Origin of the sequence: Pseudomonas sp. G(2018) (assembly GCF_005502415.1) — a bacterium.
Classification (GTDB): Bacteria; Pseudomonadota; Gammaproteobacteria; order Pseudomonadales; family Pseudomonadaceae; genus Aquipseudomonas.
This window is the reverse complement of the sequence record NZ_SCOO01000054.1, coordinates 1-24,219: the sequence shown is the minus strand read 5'-3', so window position 1 is coordinate 24,219 and position 24,219 is coordinate 1. Positions and strand designations below refer to the sequence as shown.

Genomic DNA, 24,219 nt, shown 5'->3' with positions numbered 1-24,219 from the left:
GGGTTTTTGAGGGGGAGGGGGGCCAAGTGATGTGGTTTGCGCACACATTTCGCCCTACAAGCATCTTCACGCACTACGCCCTCACAGGTATTTCCGGCCGGCTGGTGTGATTATGAAAATCTTAACCGTGGTTCGGCTGCCATCAGAGGACAGTGGGCTTCAAAACTCCATTGTTCGACTACACAACCGCAACATCGACTCGAAACGAAAAGATCGAAGCAGATTTTTCCGTCGTGAGCCGGTGGTGATATGCAACAGAGCAAATGGTGCCAGCGTCTTAAGGTATGTGATGGGCACTCCTGGTGGAATATCCATTACTAAAAATGCTGTAGCACTCGATTACGATGCGATCGACGTCCTGGGCGTCCGCTTTAATGATCAAGTCGAGCTGGAGTTGAAGCGGGCATCCTCCGCGGAAATCTATAAGTGGTTTTGGTTTCACCCTGACCTGAACGTTCGTATCTCCATTCGTTTAGGGATTACGGGCGGGGTACTTGGGATCCTGGGATTCTGCGTTGGTCTGCTGCCCTTCATACATTTAACTTTGTAACGTAGACAAAAAACCCGGTCTTAGGACCGGGTTTCTTTTTTGGGCTAGCTGCAGATTTTCACCGGTCGGTACCTGTCACCGTCGGCGATAAGGGGGTCATGCCGAGATAAGGGAAAATTAGGACATTAGACCTGTAACATTATGTTTTTAACTGTTTTTTTCGAAATTCGGATTCAGAACTTGGGGCTAGGTCGATGGTTTACGTCGTAATAACGAGCCAGCGGCGTTTTCTTCGAAGGCTCTAGCCTCCTCGATATAGGCGTGTACGGTGCCATCGTGCCGCCAGCCACCCTGGCGTTTGATCTCGAGGAAATCCGCCCCAGCTCGGTGGGCGCTGGTGGCCAGCCCTCGGCGCAGGCTGTGGCTGCTCATTTTGGGTGCGTACAGCACCCCCGCCTCTTGAGCACGGGCTGTCAGGATAGCGTTGACACTCCTCTCGTGCAGCGCCACATCGCCGACGCTGCCCCAGCGGCTGATACGCCGGAACAGCGGTCCCTGTTCGATCTGAGCGACATCCAGCCAGCACCGCAATGCCTTCGCTGGACAGCAGAGGCCGTCGCCGTAGGGGATCGCCTTGTTCAGCCCCTCGCCCTCTTGATCGGTTTTGGAGCGCGGCAGCGTGATCTGGAGACCTTCCCGCTTGTGTCTTGCGGTGGAATTAGACTGAGGACGAGAGCGGTGAGTGGCAAGCTGAATGCCCGGAGTAGCCCACCTGGAGCAATGCGCTGTCACGCAATGCTGATAGCCCTTCGAGCGTATTCAAGTACGCCACAATGAGTTCGAGATCCTCCAACAGTAAGGCTTTGGCCTTTTGCTGCGGCCGCCCGTGCACCCGCTCAATGCCACGCAAGGTTTTGCGTACGGTGGCGCTGGCTGCCAGGTCAGGAAACCCCTGATAACAGTGCCATTGCGACAGCGACAGCGCCATCAGGCGTAGGGCCACGGTGCGCGAATTCAGCTTTTGCGCGAAGGACAGCAGGTAGCGAATCACCACCGCCTCATCGCACGGCAGCGCGCCACCCCAGACCTGAAAGTGGCGGATGGCTGAGCGGTAGGTACGCCGGGTATTGTCGGCGGTCGCGGCCGCAAGAAAGCGCTGATGTTGCTCTGCCAACTGTGCGGGGGTGGTGAGCGTACCGGGGGTACGTATCAGCGCAATCGGGCGCAGCGGCGGCATCGGACCAATCATCTTCTCCACCGCGTGGGTGCTGTTCATCTGCCTGGGGCTGGTGGTGCCGCTGGGTCTGGGCACAGCCCTGTTCCTGGTGGAGCAAATGCGTCCCGACAGCCGTCTCAACCTGACGCTGCAATGGGCGTTGGATGGACTTGGCGCTGTACCGTCGGTGGTGTTCGGTCTGTTCGGCCACCGCTTGTTCGTGGTTGAACTCGGATGGGGTTATTCATTACTGGCCGGTGGCAGCACTCTTGCTTTTATGGTGCTGCCATTATTTATCCGCGGCTGCGAGCAGGCCTTGCGCGATTGTCCGCACAGCTACCGTCAGGCAGCCGCAGCGCTGGCGATCTCAAGGGTCGGTTACATACACCGTATCCTGTTGCCTTTCGCTGCGCCTGGAATTTCCGCTGCGCTTGTGCTGAGTGCCGGTCGCGCCCTTGCGAAAACTGCCGTGCTGCTGTTTACCGCCGGCTACGTGATGCGTTGGCCGGAAAGTTTGTTCGACTCTGGTCGCACCCTAGCCGTGCATATCTACGATCTGGCCATGAACGTCTCGGGCGGCAGCCCAGCTTCGGCAGCCACGGCCCTGGTACTGCTTGGGTTCGGTCTGATTATCCAACTGTCTGCCTGGTGGATCGGCAGGCGGCCCTTAACCTTCGCGAGATAAGCCCATGAGTCAGCCTCCTGCACTTAGTATCCAGGACCTCAGCGTGCACTATGGCGAGCATGGTGCACTGCTTAACGCCTCCCTTGAGGTGGCGCCCGGCGAGCTGATGGCCGTGGTCGGCCCCAGTGGCTGTGGCAAGAGTAGCCTGCTTTCGGCTGTCAACCGCATGAGCGACCTGGTGCCTGGAGCCCGACTCAGCGGCCGTGTGCTGATTGACGGTCAGGATGTGCTGGGTGGCAAGGTGGATGTCCAGCGGCTGCGCCGACAGGTCGGTATGGTGTTCCAGCAGCCCAATCCGTTCCCCCTGAGCATTGCCGAGAACATTCTGTTTGCCCTGCGCGAACACGGGGTGCGTGAAAAGGTTGAATTGCACAGGCGGATGGAACAGGCACTACAGTCCACTGGGCTGTGGAGCGAGGTGCGTGGCCGACTGGACAAGCCCGCCTTGGGGTTGTCTGGGGGACAGCAGCAGCGTCTGTGCTTTGCCCGGGCTCTGGCATTGGAGCCGCGCGTACTGCTGTTGGACGAGCCGTGCAGTGCTCTGGACCATATTGCCAGCGCGACGGTTGAAGGACTTATTGAGGACCTGAAAGGTCGTTACACCTTCCTGATGGTGACCCACAACCTGGCTCAGGCGCGACGACTAGCCGATCACGTCGCAGTGTGCTGGGTGCGCGACGGATGCGGCTGTGTGCTGGACAGTGGTCCGGCCTGTGAACTCTTCACTAGGGCCAGCGATCCTCTCGCTCACCAATACCTGAATGGCATGCTGTGTTGAGGTCATGAGGTGATCCAGCCGTAAAGGGGAACATTGTTGTGCTTCTGAGGTGTCTAATTTTCTTCCGTCATGGAGTATCGGTTTTCTACTTCGAGGATGGATGAGAGATGCCGAGAAATTCACCGAGGAAATGATCGAGTGAAAGACGCCCTGGTCCGATGGCGATCAGGGCAACAGCCATGGTCGCCCACGGCAGATGGAAGTTCGCCCACCCGTCCGGCACAATGAGTTGGATCACTGCCGTCATGCCGAGAAGCCCCAGGGCACTGAATCGCGTAGCAAGGCCGAGGACTAACAGGATGGGGAAAACAATCTCAGCAGTGCCGCTTGCGAAGGCGAGCGAGTCCGGGGCGGGAAGGTCATAAATCTGTCCGAAGACATGGAGCTTGAATTCTTCCTGGAACAGGAAACCCGCCGTCGGGGACAGTGACAGGAAACCATCCCATTTGGTCAGCCCGGACTTGAAGAAAGGTAGCGCCAGCGCAACCCTAAGCAAGAGTGGTGCGACAATGAATGCTGCCTTTGACAGCCACTGGAGCACGGAATTAACCACCTTTGGAACGCAATCCCATCGCGGTACCCTTCGCGTATCACTCATCATTACCCTCCTCACCGCTCAGATCGAAGCCGACAAAGGCACCCATCTGGATCAATTCCTGCAAGTTTTCGGACAGATCGAAATGGGCGTCCGCGGTGAAAGCATTCGCCATGGCTTGCGATAACGTCAGGCCACTCTCGAGCGCGACCAAGAACTCATAACTCCCAGGGGACATGCTGCGAACGTCCACCTCTGCATCGGAGCGCAGAACCAGCGTGTCCTGACTCTCCGAAAGGTCAACCGGCCCTGGTGTTCCACCCGCAGTATTCATTCGCCAGATCGTGAACGCCGGAAACTCTGAGCGCATTATCCGAAGCGAGGGATGAAGTCTGAGCCGCAAAGATGGCGACTTGTTGTGTGGTACGGCCGCCAGCGCGGCGGGAGCCAAGGGGATTTCGTCGCGGGCGTGGTAGGCCTCGGTCGCAGCGCGCTCGATGCGCGCGACATCGGCGAGATAGGGCACGGATGCAGCGGGATTGAAAGACTCAACAAAACTCGGAAACTCGGCCCCGTAGTGGAGCAGAATCGGCGAGGTAGGAGGCTTTATGGCCACAAAGATGCGTGCCATCGCTGCAAAAAACTCGTCGCCCACAAGCCTTGCAACACAGGGAAAACTTGCCCGCAGCGCTTCGCTCAGCCCCACGACGACATTGTTCCTGTAAACGGAGAAGCGTCTGGCGCTCGGCTTTCCGTCGGGGCCAACCAGACCATCGGGCACTGCACGAGCGGGATCTAGCAGCGCCGAGCCGAAGTCATCGAGCCTAGCAGACAGCGATGGCATGGTGCTCCTCCTGCAAATAAACGTCGTACATGATCGTCTCGGCTCGCTCGGCCTCGGCGCGGAGCTGAGGCCAGTCGGGCACGTTTGCATCCCATTCGATCAGCGTTGGCACCGGCGCCAGGCGATCAATTGCGTGCCGGTACAGGCCCCAGACGATCGCGTCCACACTACGGTCGTGGGTATCGATCAGCAGGGGCCGCCCCTTCTCGTCAACCTCCTGTGCATGACCAGCAAGGTGGATTTCCTGAACGTGAGCGAGGGGGTAGGACTCGATGTACGCGAGCGGGTCCCACTGTTGATTGGTCGCCGCGACATGAACATTGTTGACGTCGAGGAGGAGACCGCAGCCCGTGCGGCGCACCACCTCACCGATAAAATCGACCTCCGACCAGGTGCTTTCAGCGAAGGCGAGATAGGTCGAGGGATTCTCCAGTAGCATTTGCCGACCAAGCGACGTTTGCACGTCATCTATGTGTTCGCAAACACGGGTCAGCGCTTCATTTGTGTAAGGCACCGGCAGGAGATCGCCGAGGTAGCTGGTTCCATGCGTGGACCATGCGAGATGTTCAGAAAAAAGGCCGGGGTCGTACCGTCCGATAAGCGCTTTGAGGCGTTTCAGATGCTCCCGGTCGAGTGGTCTGTCCGCCCCGATCGACAGCCCCACCCCATGCAACGACAGCGGGTAGTGTTCGCGGATCGCCGTCAGATAGCGATGAGGTGGACCACCGGCCCCCATGTAGTTTTCCGCATGGACTTCAAAGAAGCCAATATTGGGCCGAGTCTCAATGATGACGCGATAGTGATCGGCTTTGAGGCCGACGCCCGCACGTGCTGGGATTCCTCGCCCGGTGGCATCTGCAGAATGGTGAACACTCATGTTTGATCCTCTCTCGCGCGGGCAGATGGGTGGGGCGAGATGGCCACCACCCACCAACTCGGAAGCCGGTGTCAGGAAGTCTTGGCCGTGAGGCTGCCGTTGCCTGCAGGCGTTGAGATCGTCGTGCAGGTGCCCTTGGCGACGAGCTTCCAGGCATTACCCTGGTAATCGACGTTGCTGGTGCCTGCGCAGCTCGTTCCGGCACCGGCGAAGCAATCATTGTGACCCTTTTGGGCGACTCCGTAACACTTCTCGTACTTACCAGTCTTCATCATTGCCATGCTCTTGGCCTGGTTCTCCTGCATCATCTTTTCCATGTCAGCTTTGCTCATGTCGGCAGCAAAACCTGGGGTGGCGAAGGCGCCAATAGCGGCGACGAAAGCCGTGGCTACAGCGGCAGACAACATACGATTCGACATTTCATTTCTCCGGATATAAGGGAGCAGCCGGGTGGCTGCCGACATTGAGCCAGCATCCGCTAGCTTCAGTTACTAGGAGGGGGCGACTAGGCAAAACGGTTCGCCAAGTACAAAAAAAGTTCATGCTGGAAATCCGCGATTATCCAAAAACACTCACAGGGACATATCAAGGCAACCATCTTGGTCTACATCCCCTGTTAGGTATCAGGTCGAGTATAGTTACTTAAGGGTTTTCCGCTAACACCAGACGGAGAAGCGACTCGCAATCTCAAGGACGGGACAACAACCTCGTTAGGAATGGTCCGTTAGTTTGCGCCAGACCTCATTACGGCTATGGCCAACCCTGCATTTTCACTTGAATAAATGGCCTTGCAGCGCATAGTCCACACGACATGGACGCAGACACCGTCCGTCGTCGTGAGCCCAGAACTGGTGCAACCGTTCATCGCATTCTCCTTCGCGCTAACCCGCGCGGCATGACAGTTGTTTCACGTCCTTGCGGAAGGTCTGCACGGCGAGCTTCAGACTCTCGACCATCGTCAGATACCAACGGCAAGCCCAGCCCGTTGTTCGGCGCCCAGCCTTACACTCAGCAATTGCTGCTTTTCGAGGAGTTCGGTACGGAAAAACTCGATCCGACCCTGCCTGCACCACCACTGACATACCCAGTACCCACCGTCGGCCCATTGCCGCAGCAAGACCCGGACAATATCGCCCGCAGCGGCCCTTCGAGTTCGGCATTGGAAGCCTTCATGCGCCAGCCCGGGCTGTCCCCGTTTCCGTCTCAGTTCTCCAATGTGCTTGACCGCAACCCGTGGAAGGCGCAAATCGAAACCTTCCTCAACCGCCATCCGGTGGGTTCGCCCGCCGAGGGCCGGCCACTGGGAAAAGGCTGGTCGCATCAACGATGGAACGAGTTCTATCCACAGGTCGCCTTCAAAACCGTGCAAGCAGGCGCCAAGCTCAACGGCGGCATGCGCGATCGTTGGCAACTGCACAACTACGCCGTCGGTGAGTTCGGCCCCGGCGGCCTCTACTACCAGACCTCGGACATCCCGACCACGACGGGCACGACCAAAGGCATCGACACCCGATTCCATCCCAGTATGCCGGTTCAGAATCACAATGCACTGTGGATCTTCGACGGCACCTTTCCGCCAAAACTGCTGATGGTGCGGTATGGCCAGCCGGTGTTGATGCGGCACTACAACGCCTTGCCGATCGATCCGTCGGCCAACATGGGTTTCGGCCTGCACACCATCAGCACCCACGAACACAATGGCCACTCCCCGGCCGAAAGCGACGGCTACACCAATGCGTTTTTCTTTCCGGGGCAGTACTACGACTATCGCTGGCCGCTGCAACTGGCCGGCTATGACACCATCAACACTACGGCCCAGGACCCGCGCGCGGCGTTCCCTTGCGCACCGGGCGAGAAACTATTCGTCAACGACGCCAGCCCCGGCCTCAAGACTTGCGACAACGGCACGATCAAGATTCGTGGCGACTGGCGCGAAACTATGAGCACTCACTGGTTCCACGACCACATGCTCGATTTCACCGCGCAGAACGTCTACAAGGGCAACGCGGTGATGATGAACTACTACAGCGCCCTGGATCGCGGTAACGAAGCGATCGAAGAGGGCGTCAACCTGCGCCTGCCCAGCGGCTCGGCGTTGCCGTGGGGCAACCGCGACTACGACGTCAACCTGGTGGTCGCCGACAAGGCCTGGGACGCCAACGGCCAATTGTGGTTCAACCCGTTCAACTCCGACGGTTTTCTCGGCGACCAGATCTTGGTCAACTGGCAGTTCCAGCCACGTCTAAAAGTACGCGCGCGCAGTTACCGTTTCCGCATTCTCAACGGCTCGGTGTCGCGCTACTTCAGGATTGCCCTCGTGCGTGAAATTGCAGGCAACGGTGGCGAGTTTCCCGGGCCGTCGGGGTCCGGCGTTTCCTACAACCGCGTGCCATTTCACATGATCGGCAACGATGGCAACCTCATGGAACACGCCGTGCCGTTCGACGGCAGCATGGACCTGGACGGTGATGGCGATAAGCAGAACCACAACGCGATCCTGCCCACCCAGGGCATCGCCGAACGCTTCGACATCATCGTCAACTTCGCGAAAAACGGGATCAAGACCGGCGACAAGCTGTATTTCGTCAATCTGATGGAACACAAGACCGGCAAGGGGCCGGAGAAGAACGCCTTGAGCCTGGCGGACGTGCTGTCCGAGAAGTACAAGGCGGTGATCAAACAGGGCAGTAAAGGGCCGGAATGGGACAAAGGCGACCCAGTGGTGGGCAAGTTTATGCAAATGATCGTGCAGCCTTACACCTCCTTGCTGTTGCGTTGGGATATCGAGCATCCGGGGCAGTTCCAGTTGATGCCAACGCCTCTACCCGGTTGGGACGGTGTCACCTACGTCAACTCCGCCGCACTGCCGACCTTCCGTAATGGCGATGGCAACGGTAATGATGACGACGATGACGACAACAAAGGCCAGAACAAGAAACCGATTGCCAACGCCGACAGTGCCACCAGCAGCAATGGCCAACCGGTGAGCATCAACGTTCTGGCCAACGACACCGACCCGGACGGCAACGTGCCGCTCAAAGTGGTGGGCCTGGCCCAGCCTGACTCCGGTCAGGGCACAGCCAGCACTGACGGAGTACGCGTGATCTACACGCCACCGGCCTCTGTAACGGCGCCGTTCACCGCGACCTTCACCTATCAGGCGAGCGACGCCAAGAACGCGATCTCGGAACCGGCAACGGTCTCCGTGGCGGTCACAGGGGCGGCGGTCAACGAAGACCTGGTGGTAACCAGTGCGACCGTGACGGCGCGCTGCAACAATCGCTACACCTGGGACCTGGCGGGGACCACGTCACGCGGCACCGGCAACACACTGACGGTCACCGCAACCACCACTGCCGGCCCGCTCAACCTCGGCAACGCGATCCTCACACCGACCGGCACCGGGGCGCGTTGGCGAGTATCGGTGACTACCACTGGCAGCGGCCCATCGTCCAATCCGACGGTGACCATTAGCTCGGCATTCGGGAAGAGCATCACCGTCCAGATTAGTAGCCGGTAAACTCTACCGGGAAATGAGTAGGAATTTGAGCGAACTGTAAATCGACACGGCGCCCTGGCTATTAAGCCAAGGCGCCGTCGAAATTCACACCATCGGACGTTGATCCGAGAGCCTATCGTCAGAACTTCATTTTCCCCCAGATCAATCCGGTGATTGCAGCCACTGCTGAAGCCGCAAGAACACTGAGTTTTGCCGAAGAAAGTAACGCAGGATCAGAAAACGCCAACGATGAGATAAAGATGGACATCGTAAATCCGATACCGGCCAACAAACCCACCAGTCCGATACCACTCCATGTCACACCTTCAGGCAGCTTGCAGACGTTGAGCTTGACGAGGGCGACGCTCGCAAGAACGATTCCGAGCGGCTTGCCGAGCACAAGCGCTGATACCACACCCATGAAGACATTCCGAGAGACATCATCGTCCAGATTGATGCCTTCAAGGCCGACACCCGCATTGGCCAAAGCGAAGAGCGGCATGACACCAAACGCTACCCATGGGTGCAGTCCTACCTGAACCCGCTGCACCGGAGGCAATATTTCTCTCTGTGCTTGCTGAAGTTGCTTCAGCGGCTTGGCGACCTCCTGCGGACTGTTGGAGGAATGGGAGAAACGATCCATCAGCTCATGGAAACTTCGCCCAATTGTATCCAGTGGTCGTTCCGTTGCGGGCTTGGAGTTTACCGGTGTCATCAGGCCGAGAATTACGCCCGCCAGTGTGGGATGAACACCGGTTTTCAGGAGACCAAACCATACAATGGCGCCAGGCAGTATGTACGCATAGGCCTTGCCAATGCCCATTCTCTGAAAAAGCAACACCAGAGCCAATCCGCTCATCGCCACCACTAACCCCAGGTAATCCAAGCTCGCGGTATAGAAAACGGCAATGATCAAGATGGCGACAATGTCGTCGATGATGGCGAGGGCCAGCAGCAGCACGCGAATACCACCCGGAATCGACTTTCCTAACAGTGCGAGAACCCCGACAGCAAACGCAATGTCGGTGGCGGTTGGCACAGCCCACCCTGTACTGGCTTCGGTACCCTGGTTGAACGCCATGTAAATAATCGCCGGCATCATGACGCCACCTAACGCCGCGCCAAGGGGTAACGTCGCCAACTTCAGATTCGCAAGCGCACCGTCATTGATTTCCTGGCGTATCTCAGCTCCGACCACGAGAAAGAAAATAGCCATCAGCCCATCATTGACCAAAAAATGCAGCGAACACGAGACCGTAAACTCGCCTAAACCTAAGGTGAGTTGGGTGTTCCAAAAGTGATCATAAGAATCAGCAAGCGGGCTGTTGGCCCAGATGAGCGCAACCATAGCAGCGAGCAGCAAGACGATGCCGCTAACCGCTTCGATATGTGAAAACCGTTCTATTGCGGCCAGTGCGCGAGTGGTCAAAACCTGAGGACGGGGAATAGAGGAGGGCGCCGAGTTTTTATCAGACACATTAACTCTCCGCTGGCGGCCCGACCAACGTTTGAGCTTTAACCTGCGCTGTGCCGTATGCAGCAACGCACCCAGCCGGATGATAAGGAGCTAACAAGCAGGATGTAAATGACCAAGCCAAACTACTGAAATGAACCTTCGTCTGCCAAGAATACTCCACCAAGGGTAATTACCTCTCCTCCTTTGTTGACGCAAATCCGAAACTACTGACCGATCACGTCACTATCAAGGATATTAAAAATGATCGCTCGCTGGCGCTGGGTGCTACACCAATTGACCAAACGGCTGTGGTTCAGAGCGAGTCTGTTTTCTTTGCTGGGAATAGCAACTGCGTTACTCGCCGTTGCCTTCAAGGACTACATTCCCGAATCATTACCCACCCGCATCGGAGCCGATGCCGTCGACAAAATCTTGGGCATCATCGCTTCGAGCATGCTAGCAGTGACGACTTTTTCGCTAAGCACAATGGTGACCGCCTACGGTGCAGCCAGCAGTGGCGTAACGCCTCGTGCCACTACGCAGGTGATGGAGGACACCACGACTCAAAACGCACTCGCCACCTTCATCGGATCATTTCTGTTCAGCCTGGTAGGTATTATCGCTTTGAGCACCGGGGCTTACGGCACGCAAGGAAGGGTTCTTCTATTTGCGGTGACCATTGCCGTCGTGATTCTGATTGTTTACACGCTTTTACGCTGGATCGATCACCTGTCCAAGCTCGGCCGGGTGGGCGAAACCATTGATCGTGTCGAACAGGCAACCATAAATGCCATAGAAAACAGAATCCAATGGCCTCATTTGGGCGGTGCTGCTTACCCATCCTAGTGGATGATTCCACCCACGGCGCAAATAATCTCAAGTCATCAAACCGGGTATGTCCAGCATATTGATGTACACGCATTAGGCGCCATCGCCAAAGCCTGCGAAATAAAGATCTTCCTGGACGTCCTTCCGGGAACCTTTGTCCATCTGGGCATGCCGATCGCTCGACCCGTGAGTTTGAACAAGGAGTACGCAGACGCTTTGCACTCCAGCAGCGAAAAGATCCTGGCAGCCCTGACCATCGGCGTGCGTCGAACGTTTGAGCACGATCCACGGTTCGGGCTGTCGGTGCTGTCCGAAATTGCTTCACGCGCGCTATCGCCAGCAGTCAACGACCCTGGAACGGCAATTGACGTCATTGGCCGTGGGGTTAGAAGCCTAACCTGTTGGGGCGTGCCACAAAGTCATACGGCAAAAATCGATGAAGATTGCGAGCAGGTTTACCTGCGCAGTCTGATGGTAGATGACCTATTCGATGACTTTTTCGCGCCCATAGCTCGAGACGGCGCGGGCTTGCTCGAAGTGGACCTCCGTTTGATGAAGGCCCTTGTCAGTCTCTCGCACATACACCCTGATATGTTTGGCGGTGCCTGTACCAGGCATGCAGATCTACTAGTCAAGCGCGCGAACCTTGCACTGACATTGGAGGAGGACAAACTGACGCTATGCGCAATGGCTCGACAACTGATGCGGTAGATCAGTCTGATTTTCGCGAAGTTGTACTACTTTCCGAGGCCTGCAAAAAACCGCGAGCCAACTGCTGATATAACTCGGGTCCCATCCTTGCACTGACCGCTTTGGCAATGAGCGCGACAGCCATGAGACTGATCACCATCCCGTGGCTGTCGATCATCTCCATCACGATGATTGCGGACGTGATGGGCGACTGTGTGACTGCAGCGAGGAACCCGGCCATGCACAAGGCAATGACCGGCTGAGCAGCTAGACCGAAAAGTTCGGCGGCATTTGCCCCAACAGCAGCGCCTACCGCCAGAGATGGGGCAAAAATGCCACCGGGGATCCCGGAAAAGTAAGTCACTACGGTCGCCAGAAAACGCGTGATCGGCGCATGCCATGGCAGGCTGACATCGGACACGATGACCTGGGAGGTGATGCCGTAACCGCTGCCAAATGACATCCCTGCGCTGAGCCAACCGAGAATGGCCACAATCAATCCGCAAGCGCCAGCGAACCAGACAGGGTGCATACGTCGCCATTGCCAGACAACAAATCGATGATGTCGCTGGGGCCACAGCAACATCCGGCTGAACAACCCACCTAGGAGCCCGCAGCCAATACCGGTGACAAGCACCGGGGCAATGATATCGAGGTGAATGTCTTGAACATCAAAATGACCGAAATAGTTGTAGTTACCCTGCAAAGCAATCGCGACCATCCCTGACAATATGATCGTACTGAGCAAGACCCCACTGGTACGGGTTTCCAACTTGCGGCCCAATTCTTCGACCGCAAATGCAACGCCGGCCAGCGGAGTGTTGAACGCTGCGGCAATGCCCGCAGCGCCGCCAGCGAGAATGAGGTCTTCGCTGCGGATGATTCGGGCATTAGGTAAATAGCGGTGAAAGAAATGCATGATCGAGGCGGCGACTTGCACTGAAGGGCCTTCGCGCCCAGCTGAAAATCCGCCGGTCAGCGCCAGGGTGCCAAGACCTATCTTTGCGAAGGCGATTCGCAGCGATACCAGTTTTTCGACGGGCTTCCCTTGGTGAGCCAAGCGCGTGGCGGCGATCACTTGAGGGATCCCACTGCCCTGTGAGCCCACAAAAAAACGAGTGGTCATCCACACCACCAGCATGCCAATCAGAGGTGTGTAAACAAAGGGCAACCATGGCCGCTCAGCAGTCTGTTGGGCAAATTGCGTCAGCGCTAGGTCGGCCAGTCGGGCGAACATCACCACAAGAAGGCCTGCGACCGTTGCGGCTGCCCAGAGTGTCACTCGTGTACGCCAACGGATCGAGGCAAAACGACGGCGTAACAGCAATAGCGGTTTTATCACCCGAGTGGTTCCAGTTGTAGTTCGTCACTGTGGTGCGTGCAAGACTAACCGGATAAGTCATTTACTCCAACCGGAGCCCGCCAATTTCTGTGGGCACCATCATCGGAAGACTGGATCTGTACGATTACGGTCAAGAAGCTCGGAAGTCGGCCATTGATTGCGCTACAGGAGGGTGAGCCTGGCAGTTGGTGAAAGCGTTGGTGGGATACAGATGCATCTGTTTTTTACTAAAATGAACCTCGGCAGTCTTGACGAGACCGAAATTGCCGAACCATGGCCGATACCCTGTTACACCGAGGCAAAAATACCCAGAAGGATGTGCTGGAGAAGCTGATGAACTCAGATGATATACGAACAGAGCTAGCGCTCGCGAAATTCCTCAACGGCAACTCATCACTCAATGATGCGGTCCAGAGGCTGAGTCTGAACGAAAGAAAATTGTGCATCGAGTCAGCGTTTGAGCAAGAGGCAACACGTTTGGGGATCGAGGTGTGGGAGCTAACGCTTACACTGATTTCGGAGTCTCCTGAAGAACTCAAAAGTCTGACCCTAGAGTTTCATCGAGAAGTGGCAGAAATGGTAGAAATGGTAGAAATGGACTGGGAGGAGTATTGCGAATTGAACGGGATTGACGAGTGACTGCGTAATTGCATTGCTACTGACTAGCATGCTCCTTAGTGACGATCTGTCAAAAGCGATCAATCACATGTGTCTACGAATCCAAGATCAATTCAGTACTTATAAGTCACCACACTGCCCATACGCTGTAACCGAAAGATCCAGTACAGCGAGTCATCAAGGCGTGATCGCGTCTGATCGGAGTGTGAGACCTGTTTAACCCACCATTTTCTTAAGCGCATCTAGTTTACGCTTCACCCCTATTTTTGGATTCAGGGTGATAGCTTCTTCATATACTTGAATAGCTTCAAGGTGCTGGCCCAGTATTTCGTGCGCTAGACCTTGAGCCTTCAATGCCATTGGCTTCCACGAAGGGTTGGCATCGGCGCCTATGGACCTGGCACGAGTTATGGCTTTCAGAACCGTGCGAACACCTGCTTCCGAGAGGCCAGGCTCTCCCAGGATCCTGTCAGCAGCGAGAATGATCCGGTCGTACTGTGATGAGCATAGGTTCGCTCCATCTAGCTTATCGGCATCGAGAAAAACACCGTTCTTGTCGTACCTGTATTTACCCACCCCCATAACATCGACAATCAGGAGTGTCCCTTCCTCATCGAAACTATAGCTATCCGTGCCAGCCGTTCGTGGCGTGATGGAGAACAGCTCTGTGCCAGTTCCCAGATCGAACAGGAAGAGCTTATTGGCGTGATCTGTCGGGCTGTTGGCCGTTATGCAGAACGCGAGTTTGCCATTTCTTGAAATACCGCTATCAAGAATATTGGCCGTCAACTCTTTGGTTACGACAGGGACGCCATTGCTATCGAAGACTCTGAAGGTTCCTGAAAGTGCGCTTCCGAAATGCCAATCTTCCAGACTGAACGAGCCATTATCAGCAATAGAACCGTTGTTGGGACGAGGCATTTTTCCATGCGCGGATACAATATCACGTGAAACGTCGACTAAAACGTACTCTCCAAGCCCACTGTCGCGTTGCCCCCCCTTGCTAGAGATTGGGTCCCAATCTCTCCATGAGAGAGCCCAGCTTTTCGACTTGGAAAAATGGTAGAGGCCGCGATAGTTGAGTGAATTGACAGTCATCAAAATCCTGCCCAGGTCAATCGTCTGAGCCTTGGCTGCGGGCGCACCTACGCGGGACTGGTATTCAGTTTTATTTTTGAACAGCCAGTCAAAAAATCTCATACCTACCCCACTTCATAACCCTTGTGAAATACAAAAGGTCAAAGACCTAAAATTCAAATCAAAAATGCCCCTTGACCGAGAGATTGATAGGTTCACAACCATATGTCCTAGCCAAAAGGACTTATCACTGTAGTTGAGAGCTGAAAAACAGTGGACGGCTGCATGTCCAGTCTGCTTCAACCACGACCAGTCCAGCTACTTCTAGCCGAGAATGTGATGTCCCGTCGCGCTCACGTCACACGAGCGGCAAGTTACCAAATAGGTACCTTCTCTAGACTGCATAGCGACAGAAGCTCCCATAGGGCTCGCCGAGCCATGGTTCCCTAGGCCAAAAAAAGGGCCCATGCAGGGCCCTTTGTATAAAACGATCTTACTGAGTACGCCACGACTCAACAACGGTTGCACCGAACTCTGTTTTCCATTCTTTCAGTTCCCGGTGATTACCGCCCTTGGTTTCGATCAGTTCACCAGTATTCGGGTTCTTGTAAATCTTCACGTTGCGCGCTTTACGGAATACTTTCGGTGCGGCAGTGACTGGGGACCGATGACTTGCCTGAGGATCAAGCAGGTTGATGACGTTCCGAAGACTAAAGCCATACTCACCCAGCAGTGCGCGGAGCTTGCTTTCAAACTCCATTTCTTGCTTCAAGCCTGAATCGCTTTTCATTGACTCGAGCTCTGCGAGCTGTTCGGCGAGTTGTTGTTCAAGCTTGCGAAATTCAGCCAAACGAGACATGGATAGCGTCCTTAAGGTGTGAGATTGCGCGAAATGCACTTTCCGAATGCTAAGTGATATTTCAATCTTAGTCATCCATACCCTTTTGAAAGTGGCCTTAGCCAGTCAGCACTGTGTAAACAGCCCAATAGTAAGAACGGTCAATATCTCCAAAAAACTGGAGTTACGAGCACCAACACAGTAAGGATTTCCAGCCGTCCCAGTAGCATGCCAATGGTCAGTAACCATTTCGCGGAGTCAGGTAACGATGAGAAATTACCGGCCGGCCCAATGATCGTACCCAGGCCCGGCCCGACATTGCAAACCGCAGTAGCGGCGCCACTCAAAGCCGTCGTCCAATCCAGCCCGATCAGCGCCAGCCCCAAGGCGATTATGGCAATGGTGATGGTGAAGAAAAATGAGAAGGTCAAAAGTGAGCGCAAGATCTCTTCGTCAATGGGATGACCATTGTATTTCTTCTGGATCACCGCTCGAGGATGGATCAGTTGCTTCAAACTACTCACGAGTAGGGTGGCAGCCACTTGGAAGCGGAAGATTTTAAGGCCACCAGCCGTCGAGCCTGAGCATCCACCGACGAAGGTCAGGTAGAAAAAGAGCAAGACAGCGAAGCTGCCCCATAAGGTGTAATCGCCAACCGCGACTCCGATGGTCGTGACAACCGAGGTTACATTGACTGCCACGATACGAAACGCATCCCACCATCCGTAGTCGCTGTGAAAGTATAGCCATGTACCCACAGCCAGCCAGGTGACAATCAAGAATCCAAGAAATCCGCGTACCTGCTGATCCTTCAGTACCGCACGCCGATGACCGCGTAATGTTGTGACGTACAAAGTAAAGGGCAAGCTACCCAGAATCATGATGGCCACAGCTACCCAGTGAATCGCTGGCCGTGTCCAATGCCCAAGTGAAGCGTCCGATGTTGAGAATCCCCCAGTAGAGATCAACGACATTGCGTGATTGACCGCTTCAAACGGCGTCATCCCGGCGACCCAGAGTGCCAGTGCTCCGGCACCGGTGAGCCCTAGATAGAGAAAGAGGATGTACTTGGCTGCCACATGGGAACGTGGCGTCACTTTCTCCGACCAGTCTGAGGACTCTGTCTGGAAAAGACGCATGCCACCCACTCGCAACAGTGGAAGGATCGCTACAGCCATGCCAATGAAGCCGATCCCGCCCAGCCAGTGAAGCATCGAGCGCCAGATCAGTAATCCCGGTGAAGCTGTATCCAAACCACTCAGAACAGTTGATCCCGTGGTTGTGATACCAGACATCGTTTCAAAGAAAGCGTCGGTGTAGCTGATGTGACTGATGAACACCATTGACAACGCAGCGAAGGAACACACCACTACCCAACTGCCAGTAGGTACATATCCCTTGGACGAAGCTGGGCAGTATCTGGGCGTCCCCGTAGGATCAACAGGAGGCCACAGATGAAGGTAATTAAACTCGACCAGAGAAAAGCTGACAGGTCGTCGCTGCGCTCATAGGCCACGAGCGTGATCATGGGAATAACCATGCTCACAGCCAGCGTGATCAGAAAAATGCCTAAGATGAAGCCGATAAGCTGCATTGCTGCGAGGGACATAAAAGTAACCTGCCAAATTAGCGGCGCGCAGTATCGAATGCTCAACCTCAATAACCCGTAAATTTTGCGTAAAATTTTTACGAGCAGCTACCCAGATTGAATACGCCGTGTCGTATTGGATCCGATACTCATTGGCGCAGTGTAGGTTGCAGCGTTGACCAATTAAATCGGAGCAAGCCAGCGTAACTAGCACAGAGCTCTGTGCTTCTTAGGAGTGCATATTCAATCGATCGATGCAACAGATCCGCTAAATCTTTCGACTAGCGTTTACAGTTAGTTTTCCGGGAACGTCCCAGCACCACTGCTGATTTGATCAAGGATGACCCCGCGACTAGATCGGGCTGGCGTAGGTGATGGGCGCCGCTAAAAATCGGTTAATGTCAGTCCTTTTAGAGGTCGCGGTAGGGATGGCAGTTACCTGCTTGAACCCCTACCGCTACCCTTTTAGAGTCACCAACTGTCCTCTCAACGCACAAAGTCAATAGCTTGGTGCCACACTGACACGTAGGACATAGCGACTCGTAGTGTCGGGTCTATCCTATCTTGGAGCGATTACTTCATGATCAATATCGATGATTTTCGATTCAAGTCTCACCATCTTTTGGTAGGGCTCGATGCTGCTACAAACCAAGAGATGATGCTGGTATCAGCAGGGAGAGTTACTGGCGACCCTTGGAGCGAAGCTGTTAAACGACAAAAGCAGGCATTTGAGGCATGGACTGCATTTCTTTATGAATCTGAAACGGAAGCTATTCCTTGATGGTCGAGTGGTAGGATACCGAGCACGAGCTACCAAGAGATGTTCGATCTGTACTCATACAATGGAAGGGTTTGAAGGGGGAGTCATAACCCATGAATGAAAAGCCCGCATGGGCGGGCTGTTTTTTCACACACAGGGGGCTGATCCTTCAGCTGACGTCAGTGTAGAGGGAGTATTTTGAGGCGCAAGTCGGAAACGAAACGCCAGGCGGTTGGCTATCGCGAAGAGCAGTAGCTACTTTTCCCATAAGGTCATTCAGCGAGGCAGTCTCGCTTTACACCAGCTATCCAGCTGTACGGTGGTGACAAATGAACACACACCAACGCCGCCGACGCATAATATTTTGGCGGGGGTCATTCCCCGTGATACTTGGATTTATAGTGCTGGTCCTAGCCTTAGCGCTCGCCGACCGGATCGCCCCCGTAAGCCCGCGAGAGATCGACGACGAAAATCTGAACCAGGAGGTGGAGCACTTATCAGAATTGAAGAGTCAGGAAGCTGCCCCCATTGCGATACCGTCTCAACGTGATAAATAAGCCCGTTCGTCGGGCGGGTCTAATCCGATTGACACAGTTTCGAACCCCGAACTCGTTGTTGAGTTTCGCTTTCAGACTGCTGGGGTGGGTCAAAATGGCGTCGGCATCCGAGTCAAAATGCATTGGGAGTAATACCACTCGGATCAACGCCAACGCGCCTTCAACACTGGCCACCGCCGGCTCGGGTGACGTCTTGGGTGGAATTATTCTGGGCCTGTTTGTCCAAGCAGTGACCGCCTTTTCCAGCGCCGCTGCGGGTGGCCGGTTGCACGGCGCGGCGGCCGCCGAATTTGGTCCCGTTTTGTTGGCGGAGGACCTACTGCCGGCAGTGGTCCGTCGGCTGTTTAGCCGACAGCCTTCCGTTAAGGAGAAAACTCTGCGCCATCCTCAGGTTGACGGGACACCATCACATAGCAGCCAATCTCCGCCGTTTACCAATACATCGTCAGGGAGCTCGCACCCACCGAACACGCGTTGGACGAAGCACCGGTCTCCATTGTTTGTGAGCCGGTCAAAGTGCCAGGCAGCCCAAGTACACATGGCAGAATAACCATGCATCTTGAGGCGGGCACAACTCTTGAAGAAGAGCAGGCCATCGCGAAAACGCTCCAGACCAAGGTCAAGGGGCTGTTTCATCTGAAAGCTTCGGAGGATGAGTCCATTTAGTTTGAGTTCGGCGACCTGGCCAGCGTGAGCGAAGCCTGGACGGGCGCACCGAGAGCGGGATTTTCCTTAGTGTCTTTGCCGCTGCACCTGCGTTACCAGACATGCGTGTGGCGGGCGTAGTGTCAGCATGAAGAGGCTCGAAAATTTCAGGCACCTTGAGCAATATCATTCGGCTATTATGATAAAAAAGCGTGTTCAGCCCTCTAGACCACCTTGGTTGATCCAGCTGATTCAGAAATAAGGATATTTCGATGCCCGCCCCAGCTTCGTTGCTGCCGACAGTTCTCTTTCTATCGCAATCTGCACAAGTGCATGCTGCTCGTCCGAGCGGCGGTTTTGGCGTGGATGCTCGAAAAACGCCAGAGAGTTTTTCATGAATTACTTTACCGACACTGCCGTTAACATTTTAGGCAACAGTAAGCTGCGGACGCCTCAAATCGAGGCCTACATCAAGGCCCAAGAGCATTTTGCGAGCGATCCTGAACAGGATGCACTGATACGGGGTACGCATAGTTCCTCGCTATGCGAACCTCCGAACCCTGTATCGTCATCAGACAGCTATCCGTCAATATCTACAGATCACCCCGTTTTATGGGAGCGATGCCCTAAAAATCGCAGAGGAAACTGCCCACGAAGCGGTAGTGGTCCTTGATTAACGTGTTGACGTCGTCAATGTCCTGATTGGCGTGCTGCTTGAGCGAGGCTACGAACTGCCTACCTATTCGACGCTCAATGAGGCGGCTGAAGATGCGCAAGTTGCTCTCCAGGAAAAAATTTTCAATTGTGTCGTCGATAGAGCCCCGATTGATGTGATCTACCGTCTAAGAGAGCTTCTTGACACCGATTTCGGTCGTCGCCAAAGCGACTTCAACGCCTTGAAGCAAACGCCAAAGAAACCGTCCCGCAAGCATCTGGAGGTGCTGATCGACCACCTGACCTGGCTCGAAGCATTCGGCGAATTGGACGTCATCTTCGATGGCATCGTGGATTCCAAGATCCGTCATTTTGCCGCCCAGGCCGCAGCGTAGGACGTCGCGGAGCTGAAAGGTTGCTCCCTGCCGAAGCGCTACACCTTGGTGCTGGCCCTGATCTACCGCATGCAGGTTCGTACCCGAGATCACTTGGCAGAGATGTTCGTTCGGCGGCTTTCCACCATATACAAGCGTGCCAAGGAAGAACCGGAACAGATCCAGCTCAGGCAGGAGGAAACTTGAACAGTTCGTGGCCACGCTGGATGGCGTACTGGAGATTCTGGCTCAGGAGCCGGACAATCAGGAGGCCGGCAGTCTGATCCGGGAATACCTCTCACCCGACGGCAATCATGATCGCCTGCGAGAAACCTGTGCCGAGGTGCAGGCTACCGGCGGTAACAACGACCTTCCGCTGATCTGGCAGCACTTCAAATCCCACCGTTCGCTCCTGTTCCGGCTCAGCCATATCCTCCAACTGGAACCCACCACGCAGGATCGCTCGCTGATCCAGGCTCTGGAGCTCGTTCAGGACAACGAGAATCTGCCCCGTGAGTGGATTGATGACCATGTCGACTTGTCGTTCGCGTCCGATCGCTGGGCGAAGGTCGTGCGTCGCTCGGCCAGTGAGGGGCCTGCTACCAACCGGCGCTACCTGGAGGTCGGTGTCTTCTCTCACCTGGCCAGTGAGCTGCGATCAGGTGACCTGTGTGTCATTGGCTCGGAGTCTTTCGCGGACTACCGAAAGCAACTACTGCCCTGGGAGGAATGTCTCGCTCGTCTACCGGCGTACTGCGAAAAGGTTGGTCTGCCGAGTAGCGCCAAGGACTTTGTTGCCACGTTCAAGGCCCAACTGGAAGAGACCGCGCAGCAGTTGGATGACAAGTTCCCGTCCCGCCGCGGTGATGTCTCGATCAACGACGGCGGCGAGCCGGTGCTGCGACGGGTGATGGCACGCGATATCCCGCCCTCGGCCATTTCACTGCAGACCGCCATTACCCAACGCATGCCGGCCAGGCATGTGCTCGACATCATGGCCAACATTGAGCACTGGATTCAGTTCACCCGGCATTTCGGGCCCATGACCGGCAATGAGCCGAAGCTCAAGGAACCGGCCGGACGCTACCTGATGACGATTTTCGCCCTGGGCTGCACTTGGGCCCCAACCAAGCAGCTCGCCACCTAGCCCGCAATGTCACGCCGCACATGCTGTCGTACACCAACCGCCGTCACCTGTCACTGGAGAAGCAGGACAAGGCGGTGGCCGCGGATGGCGCCCAGTTCGACTTCTACGACGACAACCTGCTGGCCGGCTACCATTTCCGCTATCGAAAAATGGGCGCCGTGGCGTACCGGCACGTCGCCAACAACTACATCGCGTTATTCCAGCACTTCATTCCGCCGGGCATCTGGGAAGCTATATATGTCATTGAGGGGCTGCTGAAGGCGGATCATAGTGTTGAGGTCGATACAGTCTACTCCGACACCCAGGGCCAGTCGGCCACGGTGTTCGCCTTCACCCACCTGTTGGGCATCAACCTGATGCCGCGCATCCGTAACTGGCGCGACCTGGTGATGTGCCGGCCGGATCGAGGTGTCTCATACAAGCACATCAACCGCCTATTCACCGACACCGCCGACTGGCACCTGACCGAAACCCACTGGCAGGACCTGATGCAGGTGGCGCTGTCCATCCAGGCCGGCAAGATTTCCTCGCCAATGTTGCTACGCAAACTCGGCTCCTACAGCCGGCGCAACAAGCTCTACCACGCCGCGCAGGCACTGGGCAGCGTGATCCGCACGATCTTCCTGATCAACTGGATCGGCAGCCGTGAGTTGCGCCAGGAGGTGACCGCCAACACCAACAAAATCGAGTCCTACAACGGCTTCTCGAAGTGGCGGTCCTTCGGCGGCGATGTCATCGCCGAGAACGATCCGAATGAGCAGCAGAAGCGCCTGCGCTACAACGATATGGTCGCCTCCTCGGTGATTCTGCAAAACACCGTCGACATGATGCGCATCCTGCAGAAGCTCGCCCGTGATGGCTGGCAGTTTACCGATGAGGACGTATCCTTCCTGAGTCCCTACCTGACCAGCAACGTCAAACGCTTTGGTGAGTTCAACCTGAAACTCAAGCGCCCGCCGGAACCCTGGATCAAGGACTCCATTTCCCAGCAGGCGGCGGGTTCAGTTCGTGGGCAGCAGATACCCACTAGCACTGTTGAGGAGACGAACTGATGCACATCCCGCCCGCTTCGTTTCGAGTGACACCCTATGGGGAAGTTGATTCCCAGGCACTAGATTCCCTGCGCGAGAGCTATGAGCCCTCTCAATTGCTTGACGTGGTGGACCGGCTGGATGCCTGCCTGGCCGAAATAGGAGGGGTCGGCAGCATTCGGGACAACCTCTTGCGTCTGTATGCCATGGCCATGACCGTAACGGAGGGCTTGCCTCTTACCGTAGCTACCAGCGATATCGACAGCATCTGGGACGAGGCGATGGCCCTTCAAGAGGATATTTCTGCTTTATGTTCTTGCTTGCAAGCGGGCTCTAAACATGTGATTCCATCGGCGGCACTTGCCCCTTACTATCAGGACTAGGCTATCAACGGTGGGAACGGCCGTGCGGAAGGTTGCCGGCAGCTCTGGCTCACCACGGCCGCAGCGCCTCCACGATCCGTTGGTAGTGGCCGAAGGCACCATAGCTCCCCCGCTGGAATAAAAGCGCTCCGGCCCGGTGATAGTCAGTGGGCCCGCACGGGTCAAGGCGTTGCGCTGGCTCGATGAGGTGCACAGCATCGGTATTGCCCTAACGCAGACGGCGCACATCCTGCTCTGCCGCATCGCTGTCGCCAACACGACCAGGGTCCCAGCGATCAACAGATGCCAACATCGCGCTAAATGGGGACGCTGGTGGCGTACGCGCTGTACCTGGAGGTTACTGCGCATACCGTCCATCCTCGGGGGGCTGGAGACGTTGCTACGCGGACTGTGCAGCGGCATCGTACGCGCATGCCGAGGCGATGTTCTGTCAGCCCGGGTCGGCAGCGCGGAGCGCTTTCTCCTGCTGTAGGGCCTGGGCCGTCGGGTAGGTTTCGTCACGGATGCGCCAGGCTTGCAACCAGGACAGCTTGGCGTAGGTTATGCTCGGACTCGACTCGGCCACCTTGATCGGGCCGAGGTTGCTGGCATCGCTCGGGATCGCCGTTAGCAGTAGCGTCCGGTCTTTCGCCTGTGCGCCATCCTTCAGGTGCGAGAAGTGACGGGTGAAGCCCGTCAATTCATCCAAGTTCATCAGCAGTTCGGTGATCTTGATGCGCGGCAGTAGCCGGCTGATCTGGTCAATCAGCGCCTGTGCGATATTGGGCTCAGCGCAATCCAGCGGGATGATTTTCAGCCTGGTCCCGGTGAGGATAGTGTCGGGAAGTTCGTTGTGCTTTGCCGGTTGTGTGAACGCTTCTTCCGAGATATCACCGTTTTCTTGCGTGACGGTAGCTTCAGTTCGATACGTGAACTAGCCAGCTCCGTTACTACGTTCTTAGCGTTACAAAATGCTCTGCCGAGCCGATACGGCTGGAGTGCAAAAGGGGAAGAGATATTGAGCAAGATCCAGCGTGCACGAGAGGCGATGGCATCACAGCGTAAAGAGAACGTTTTTTCTTAGACAGAACACTAGAATGTCTTGCTGTCGCTCTCTACCTGTATCTCCGACCTGCCAGCTACCGTTCCTGAGACCCCGCGTGGGTAATTTCCAGCCAGCCATATAGCTCGTGCACCGGCATCGGGCGGCAGATGCCAAACCCTTGTACCAGATCACAGTGATTGATCTTCAGCCAATCCAGTTCGCTGGCTGTTTCGACGCCTTCGGCGACAACCGATAAGCCGAGCTCACGGCACAGCACGATGGT

Annotated in this window: 21 protein-coding genes and 5 pseudogenes; 12 read left to right on the top strand and 14 right to left on the bottom strand. The window is 55.8% G+C overall.

What is annotated here, in order from left to right; genetic code table 11:
* The first annotated feature begins 112 nt into the window (after positions 1–112).
* On the top strand, positions 113–550 hold the full coding sequence (locus tag FFS64_RS29445) for a hypothetical protein (RefSeq protein WP_137808223.1): 438 nt from the start codon (positions 113–115) through the stop codon (positions 548–550).
* A gap of 186 nt (positions 551–736) precedes the next feature.
* Here the strand turns inward: FFS64_RS29445 and FFS64_RS31940 are convergent, their stop codons facing one another.
* Together FFS64_RS31940 and FFS64_RS31935 are read right to left on the bottom strand one after the other, a co-directional pair.
* Entirely contained in the window at positions 737–1,081 is a 345-nt protein-coding gene (locus FFS64_RS31940) for a tyrosine-type recombinase/integrase (protein WP_238347425.1), read from the bottom strand.
* Between the two features lie 127 nt (positions 1,082–1,208).
* The gene (locus tag FFS64_RS31935) at positions 1,209–1,802 is read right to left on the bottom strand and encodes a hypothetical protein (protein WP_238347426.1); all 594 of its coding nucleotides are present in this window, start codon (positions 1,800–1,802) and stop codon (positions 1,209–1,211) included.
* Between FFS64_RS31935 and FFS64_RS29435 the strand changes: the two genes are divergently transcribed.
* The gene (locus tag FFS64_RS29435) at positions 1,783–2,391 is read left to right on the top strand and encodes a PstA family ABC transporter permease (RefSeq protein WP_202879037.1); all 609 of its coding nucleotides are present in this window, start codon (positions 1,783–1,785) and stop codon (positions 2,389–2,391) included. The two genes, FFS64_RS31935 and FFS64_RS29435, sit on opposite strands and share 20 nt — an antisense overlap.
* A 4-nt stretch (positions 2,392–2,395) precedes the next feature.
* Positions 2,396–3,169, top strand: a complete 774-nt coding sequence (locus tag FFS64_RS29430; RefSeq protein ID WP_137808221.1) for a phosphate ABC transporter ATP-binding protein — start codon at positions 2,396–2,398, stop codon at positions 3,167–3,169.
* An 85-nt stretch (positions 3,170–3,254) separates the two neighbouring features.
* On the opposite strand, the gene FFS64_RS29425 is transcribed toward FFS64_RS29430, so the two are convergent.
* The 4 genes from FFS64_RS29425 to FFS64_RS29410 form a co-directional block, all read right to left on the bottom strand.
* Positions 3,255–3,710 (bottom strand): DoxX family protein, encoded by a 456-nt coding sequence (locus tag FFS64_RS29425; protein ID WP_202879038.1) that lies wholly within the window; start codon positions 3,708–3,710, stop codon positions 3,255–3,257.
* Between the two features lie 49 nt (positions 3,711–3,759).
* Positions 3,760–4,548 (bottom strand): DUF2063 domain-containing protein, encoded by a 789-nt coding sequence (locus FFS64_RS29420; protein ID WP_137808219.1) that lies wholly within the window; start codon positions 4,546–4,548, stop codon positions 3,760–3,762.
* Positions 4,529–5,425: a DUF692 domain-containing protein gene (locus FFS64_RS29415; protein WP_137808218.1), complete on the bottom strand. Its 897-nt coding sequence runs from the start codon at positions 5,423–5,425 to the stop codon at positions 4,529–4,531. The genes FFS64_RS29420 and FFS64_RS29415 overlap by 20 nt, the downstream gene beginning before the upstream one ends.
* Positions 5,426–5,496: 71 nt before the next feature.
* A complete protein-coding gene (locus FFS64_RS29410) occupies positions 5,497–5,733 on the bottom strand; it encodes a DUF2282 domain-containing protein (RefSeq protein ID WP_238347429.1) in 237 nt (78 codons plus the stop codon).
* A 1,493-nt stretch (positions 5,734–7,226) separates the two neighbouring features.
* Between FFS64_RS29410 and FFS64_RS29400 the strand changes: the two genes are divergently transcribed.
* Positions 7,227–8,945: an Ig-like domain-containing protein gene (locus tag FFS64_RS29400; RefSeq protein WP_137808227.1), complete on the top strand. Its 1,719-nt coding sequence runs from the start codon at positions 7,227–7,229 to the stop codon at positions 8,943–8,945.
* A 118-nt stretch (positions 8,946–9,063) separates the two neighbouring features.
* Here the strand turns inward: FFS64_RS29400 and nhaA are convergent, their stop codons facing one another.
* Complete coding sequence (nhaA, locus tag FFS64_RS29395) at positions 9,064–10,401, bottom strand: Na+/H+ antiporter NhaA (protein WP_137808216.1); 1,338 nt, start codon at positions 10,399–10,401, stop codon at positions 9,064–9,066.
* 240 nt (positions 10,402–10,641) lie between these two features.
* On the opposite strand from nhaA, the pseudogene FFS64_RS29390 reads away from it, so the two are divergent.
* Positions 10,642–11,919, top strand: a pseudogene (locus FFS64_RS29390) (DUF2254 domain-containing protein).
* A 1-nt stretch (position 11,920) separates the two neighbouring features.
* Here FFS64_RS29390 and FFS64_RS29385 read toward each other — a convergent pair.
* Positions 11,921–13,240, bottom strand: a complete 1,320-nt coding sequence (locus FFS64_RS29385; protein ID WP_137808215.1) for a chloride channel protein — start codon at positions 13,238–13,240, stop codon at positions 11,921–11,923.
* Positions 13,241–13,513: 273 nt separating this feature from the next.
* Between FFS64_RS29385 and FFS64_RS29380 the strand changes: the two genes are divergently transcribed.
* Entirely contained in the window at positions 13,514–13,879 is a 366-nt protein-coding gene (locus FFS64_RS29380; protein WP_372242193.1) for a DUF6388 family protein, read from the top strand.
* 195 nt (positions 13,880–14,074) lie between these two features.
* Here the strand turns inward: FFS64_RS29380 and FFS64_RS31930 are convergent, their stop codons facing one another.
* From FFS64_RS31930 to FFS64_RS29365, 3 genes and pseudogenes are all read right to left on the bottom strand, one after another.
* Positions 14,075–15,058, bottom strand: a complete 984-nt coding sequence (locus FFS64_RS31930; RefSeq protein WP_238347427.1) for a tetratricopeptide repeat protein — start codon at positions 15,056–15,058, stop codon at positions 14,075–14,077.
* Between the two features lie 370 nt (positions 15,059–15,428).
* Positions 15,429–15,794 (bottom strand): histone-like nucleoid-structuring protein, MvaT/MvaU family, encoded by a 366-nt coding sequence (locus FFS64_RS29370; RefSeq protein ID WP_137808214.1) that lies wholly within the window; start codon positions 15,792–15,794, stop codon positions 15,429–15,431.
* A gap of 140 nt (positions 15,795–15,934) precedes the next feature.
* A pseudogene (locus tag FFS64_RS29365) lies at positions 15,935–17,382 on the bottom strand (TrkH family potassium uptake protein).
* 559 nt (positions 17,383–17,941) lie between these two features.
* Between FFS64_RS29365 and FFS64_RS29360 the strand changes: the two are divergent.
* The 3 genes from FFS64_RS29360 to FFS64_RS31375 all read left to right on the top strand — a co-directional run bounded on the left by FFS64_RS29360 (position 17,942) and on the right by FFS64_RS31375 (position 19,344).
* Positions 17,942–18,142, top strand: coding sequence for a hypothetical protein (locus tag FFS64_RS29360; protein ID WP_137808213.1), 201 nt, complete (start codon positions 17,942–17,944; stop codon positions 18,140–18,142).
* A gap of 630 nt (positions 18,143–18,772) precedes the next feature.
* Complete coding sequence (locus FFS64_RS29350; RefSeq protein ID WP_137808224.1) at positions 18,773–19,228, top strand: NAD(P)H-hydrate dehydratase; 456 nt, start codon at positions 18,773–18,775, stop codon at positions 19,226–19,228.
* A complete protein-coding gene (locus tag FFS64_RS31375; protein WP_171017158.1) occupies positions 19,153–19,344 on the top strand; it encodes a hypothetical protein in 192 nt (63 codons plus the stop codon). The genes FFS64_RS29350 and FFS64_RS31375 overlap by 76 nt, the downstream gene beginning before the upstream one ends.
* Before the next feature lie 231 nt (positions 19,345–19,575).
* Here the strand turns inward: FFS64_RS31375 and FFS64_RS31370 are convergent, their stop codons facing one another.
* Positions 19,576–19,719 (bottom strand): hypothetical protein, encoded by a 144-nt coding sequence (locus FFS64_RS31370; RefSeq protein ID WP_171017159.1) that lies wholly within the window; start codon positions 19,717–19,719, stop codon positions 19,576–19,578.
* Between the two features lie 122 nt (positions 19,720–19,841).
* Between FFS64_RS31370 and FFS64_RS29340 the strand changes: the two are divergent.
* A pseudogene (locus FFS64_RS29340) lies at positions 19,842–22,550 on the top strand (Tn3 family transposase); the annotation flags it as partial.
* The gene (gene tnpC, locus FFS64_RS29335) at positions 22,550–22,912 is read left to right on the top strand and encodes a Tn3 family transposase post-transcriptional regulator TnpC (protein ID WP_137808211.1); all 363 of its coding nucleotides are present in this window, start codon (positions 22,550–22,552) and stop codon (positions 22,910–22,912) included. The pseudogene FFS64_RS29340 and the gene tnpC, both read left to right, overlap by 1 nt.
* Positions 22,913–23,384: 472 nt before the next feature.
* On the opposite strand, the pseudogene FFS64_RS29330 reads toward tnpC, so the two are convergent.
* Positions 23,385–23,753: pseudogene (locus tag FFS64_RS29330) on the bottom strand (Tn3 family transposase); the annotation flags it as partial.
* A 3-nt stretch (positions 23,754–23,756) separates the two neighbouring features.
* Here FFS64_RS29330 and FFS64_RS29325 point away from each other — a divergent pair.
* A pseudogene (locus FFS64_RS29325) lies at positions 23,757–23,975 on the top strand (IS630 family transposase); the annotation flags it as partial.
* Positions 23,976–24,030: 55 nt separating this feature from the next.
* On the opposite strand, the gene FFS64_RS29320 reads toward FFS64_RS29325, so the two are convergent.
* A partial coding sequence (locus tag FFS64_RS29320; protein ID WP_137808210.1) for an EAL domain-containing protein occupies positions 24,031–24,219 on the bottom strand: 189 nt, incomplete at its 5' end.

What these genes read in the sequence shown, in the direction of transcription:
- FFS64_RS29445 (WP_137808223.1), top strand. Translation starts at nt 113, where the DNA reads ATGAAAATCTTAACCGTGGTTCGGCTGCCATCAGAGGACAGTGGGCTT.
- FFS64_RS29360 (WP_137808213.1), top strand. Translation starts at nt 17,942, where the DNA reads ATGATCAATATCGATGATTTTCGATTCAAGTCTCACCATCTTTTGGTA.
- FFS64_RS29415 (WP_137808218.1), bottom strand. Translation starts at nt 5,425, where the DNA reads ATGAGTGTTCACCATTCTGCAGATGCCACCGGGCGAGGAATCCCAGCA.
- FFS64_RS29350 (WP_137808224.1), top strand. Translation starts at nt 18,773, where the DNA reads ATGGCGTCGGCATCCGAGTCAAAATGCATTGGGAGTAATACCACTCGG.
- FFS64_RS31370 (WP_171017159.1), bottom strand. Translation starts at nt 19,719, where the DNA reads ATGAAAAACTCTCTGGCGTTTTTCGAGCATCCACGCCAAAACCGCCGC.
- FFS64_RS29380 (WP_372242193.1), top strand. Translation starts at nt 13,514, where the DNA reads ATGGCCGATACCCTGTTACACCGAGGCAAAAATACCCAGAAGGATGTG.
- tnpC (WP_137808211.1), top strand. Translation starts at nt 22,550, where the DNA reads ATGCACATCCCGCCCGCTTCGTTTCGAGTGACACCCTATGGGGAAGTT.
- FFS64_RS29430 (WP_137808221.1), top strand. Translation starts at nt 2,396, where the DNA reads ATGAGTCAGCCTCCTGCACTTAGTATCCAGGACCTCAGCGTGCACTAT.
- FFS64_RS29370 (WP_137808214.1), bottom strand. Translation starts at nt 15,794, where the DNA reads ATGTCTCGTTTGGCTGAATTTCGCAAGCTTGAACAACAACTCGCCGAA.
- FFS64_RS29410 (WP_238347429.1), bottom strand. Translation starts at nt 5,733, where the DNA reads ATGATGCAGGAGAACCAGGCCAAGAGCATGGCAATGATGAAGACTGGT.
- FFS64_RS31930 (WP_238347427.1), bottom strand. Translation starts at nt 15,058, where the DNA reads ATGAGATTTTTTGACTGGCTGTTCAAAAATAAAACTGAATACCAGTCC.
- FFS64_RS29420 (WP_137808219.1), bottom strand. Translation starts at nt 4,548, where the DNA reads ATGCCATCGCTGTCTGCTAGGCTCGATGACTTCGGCTCGGCGCTGCTA.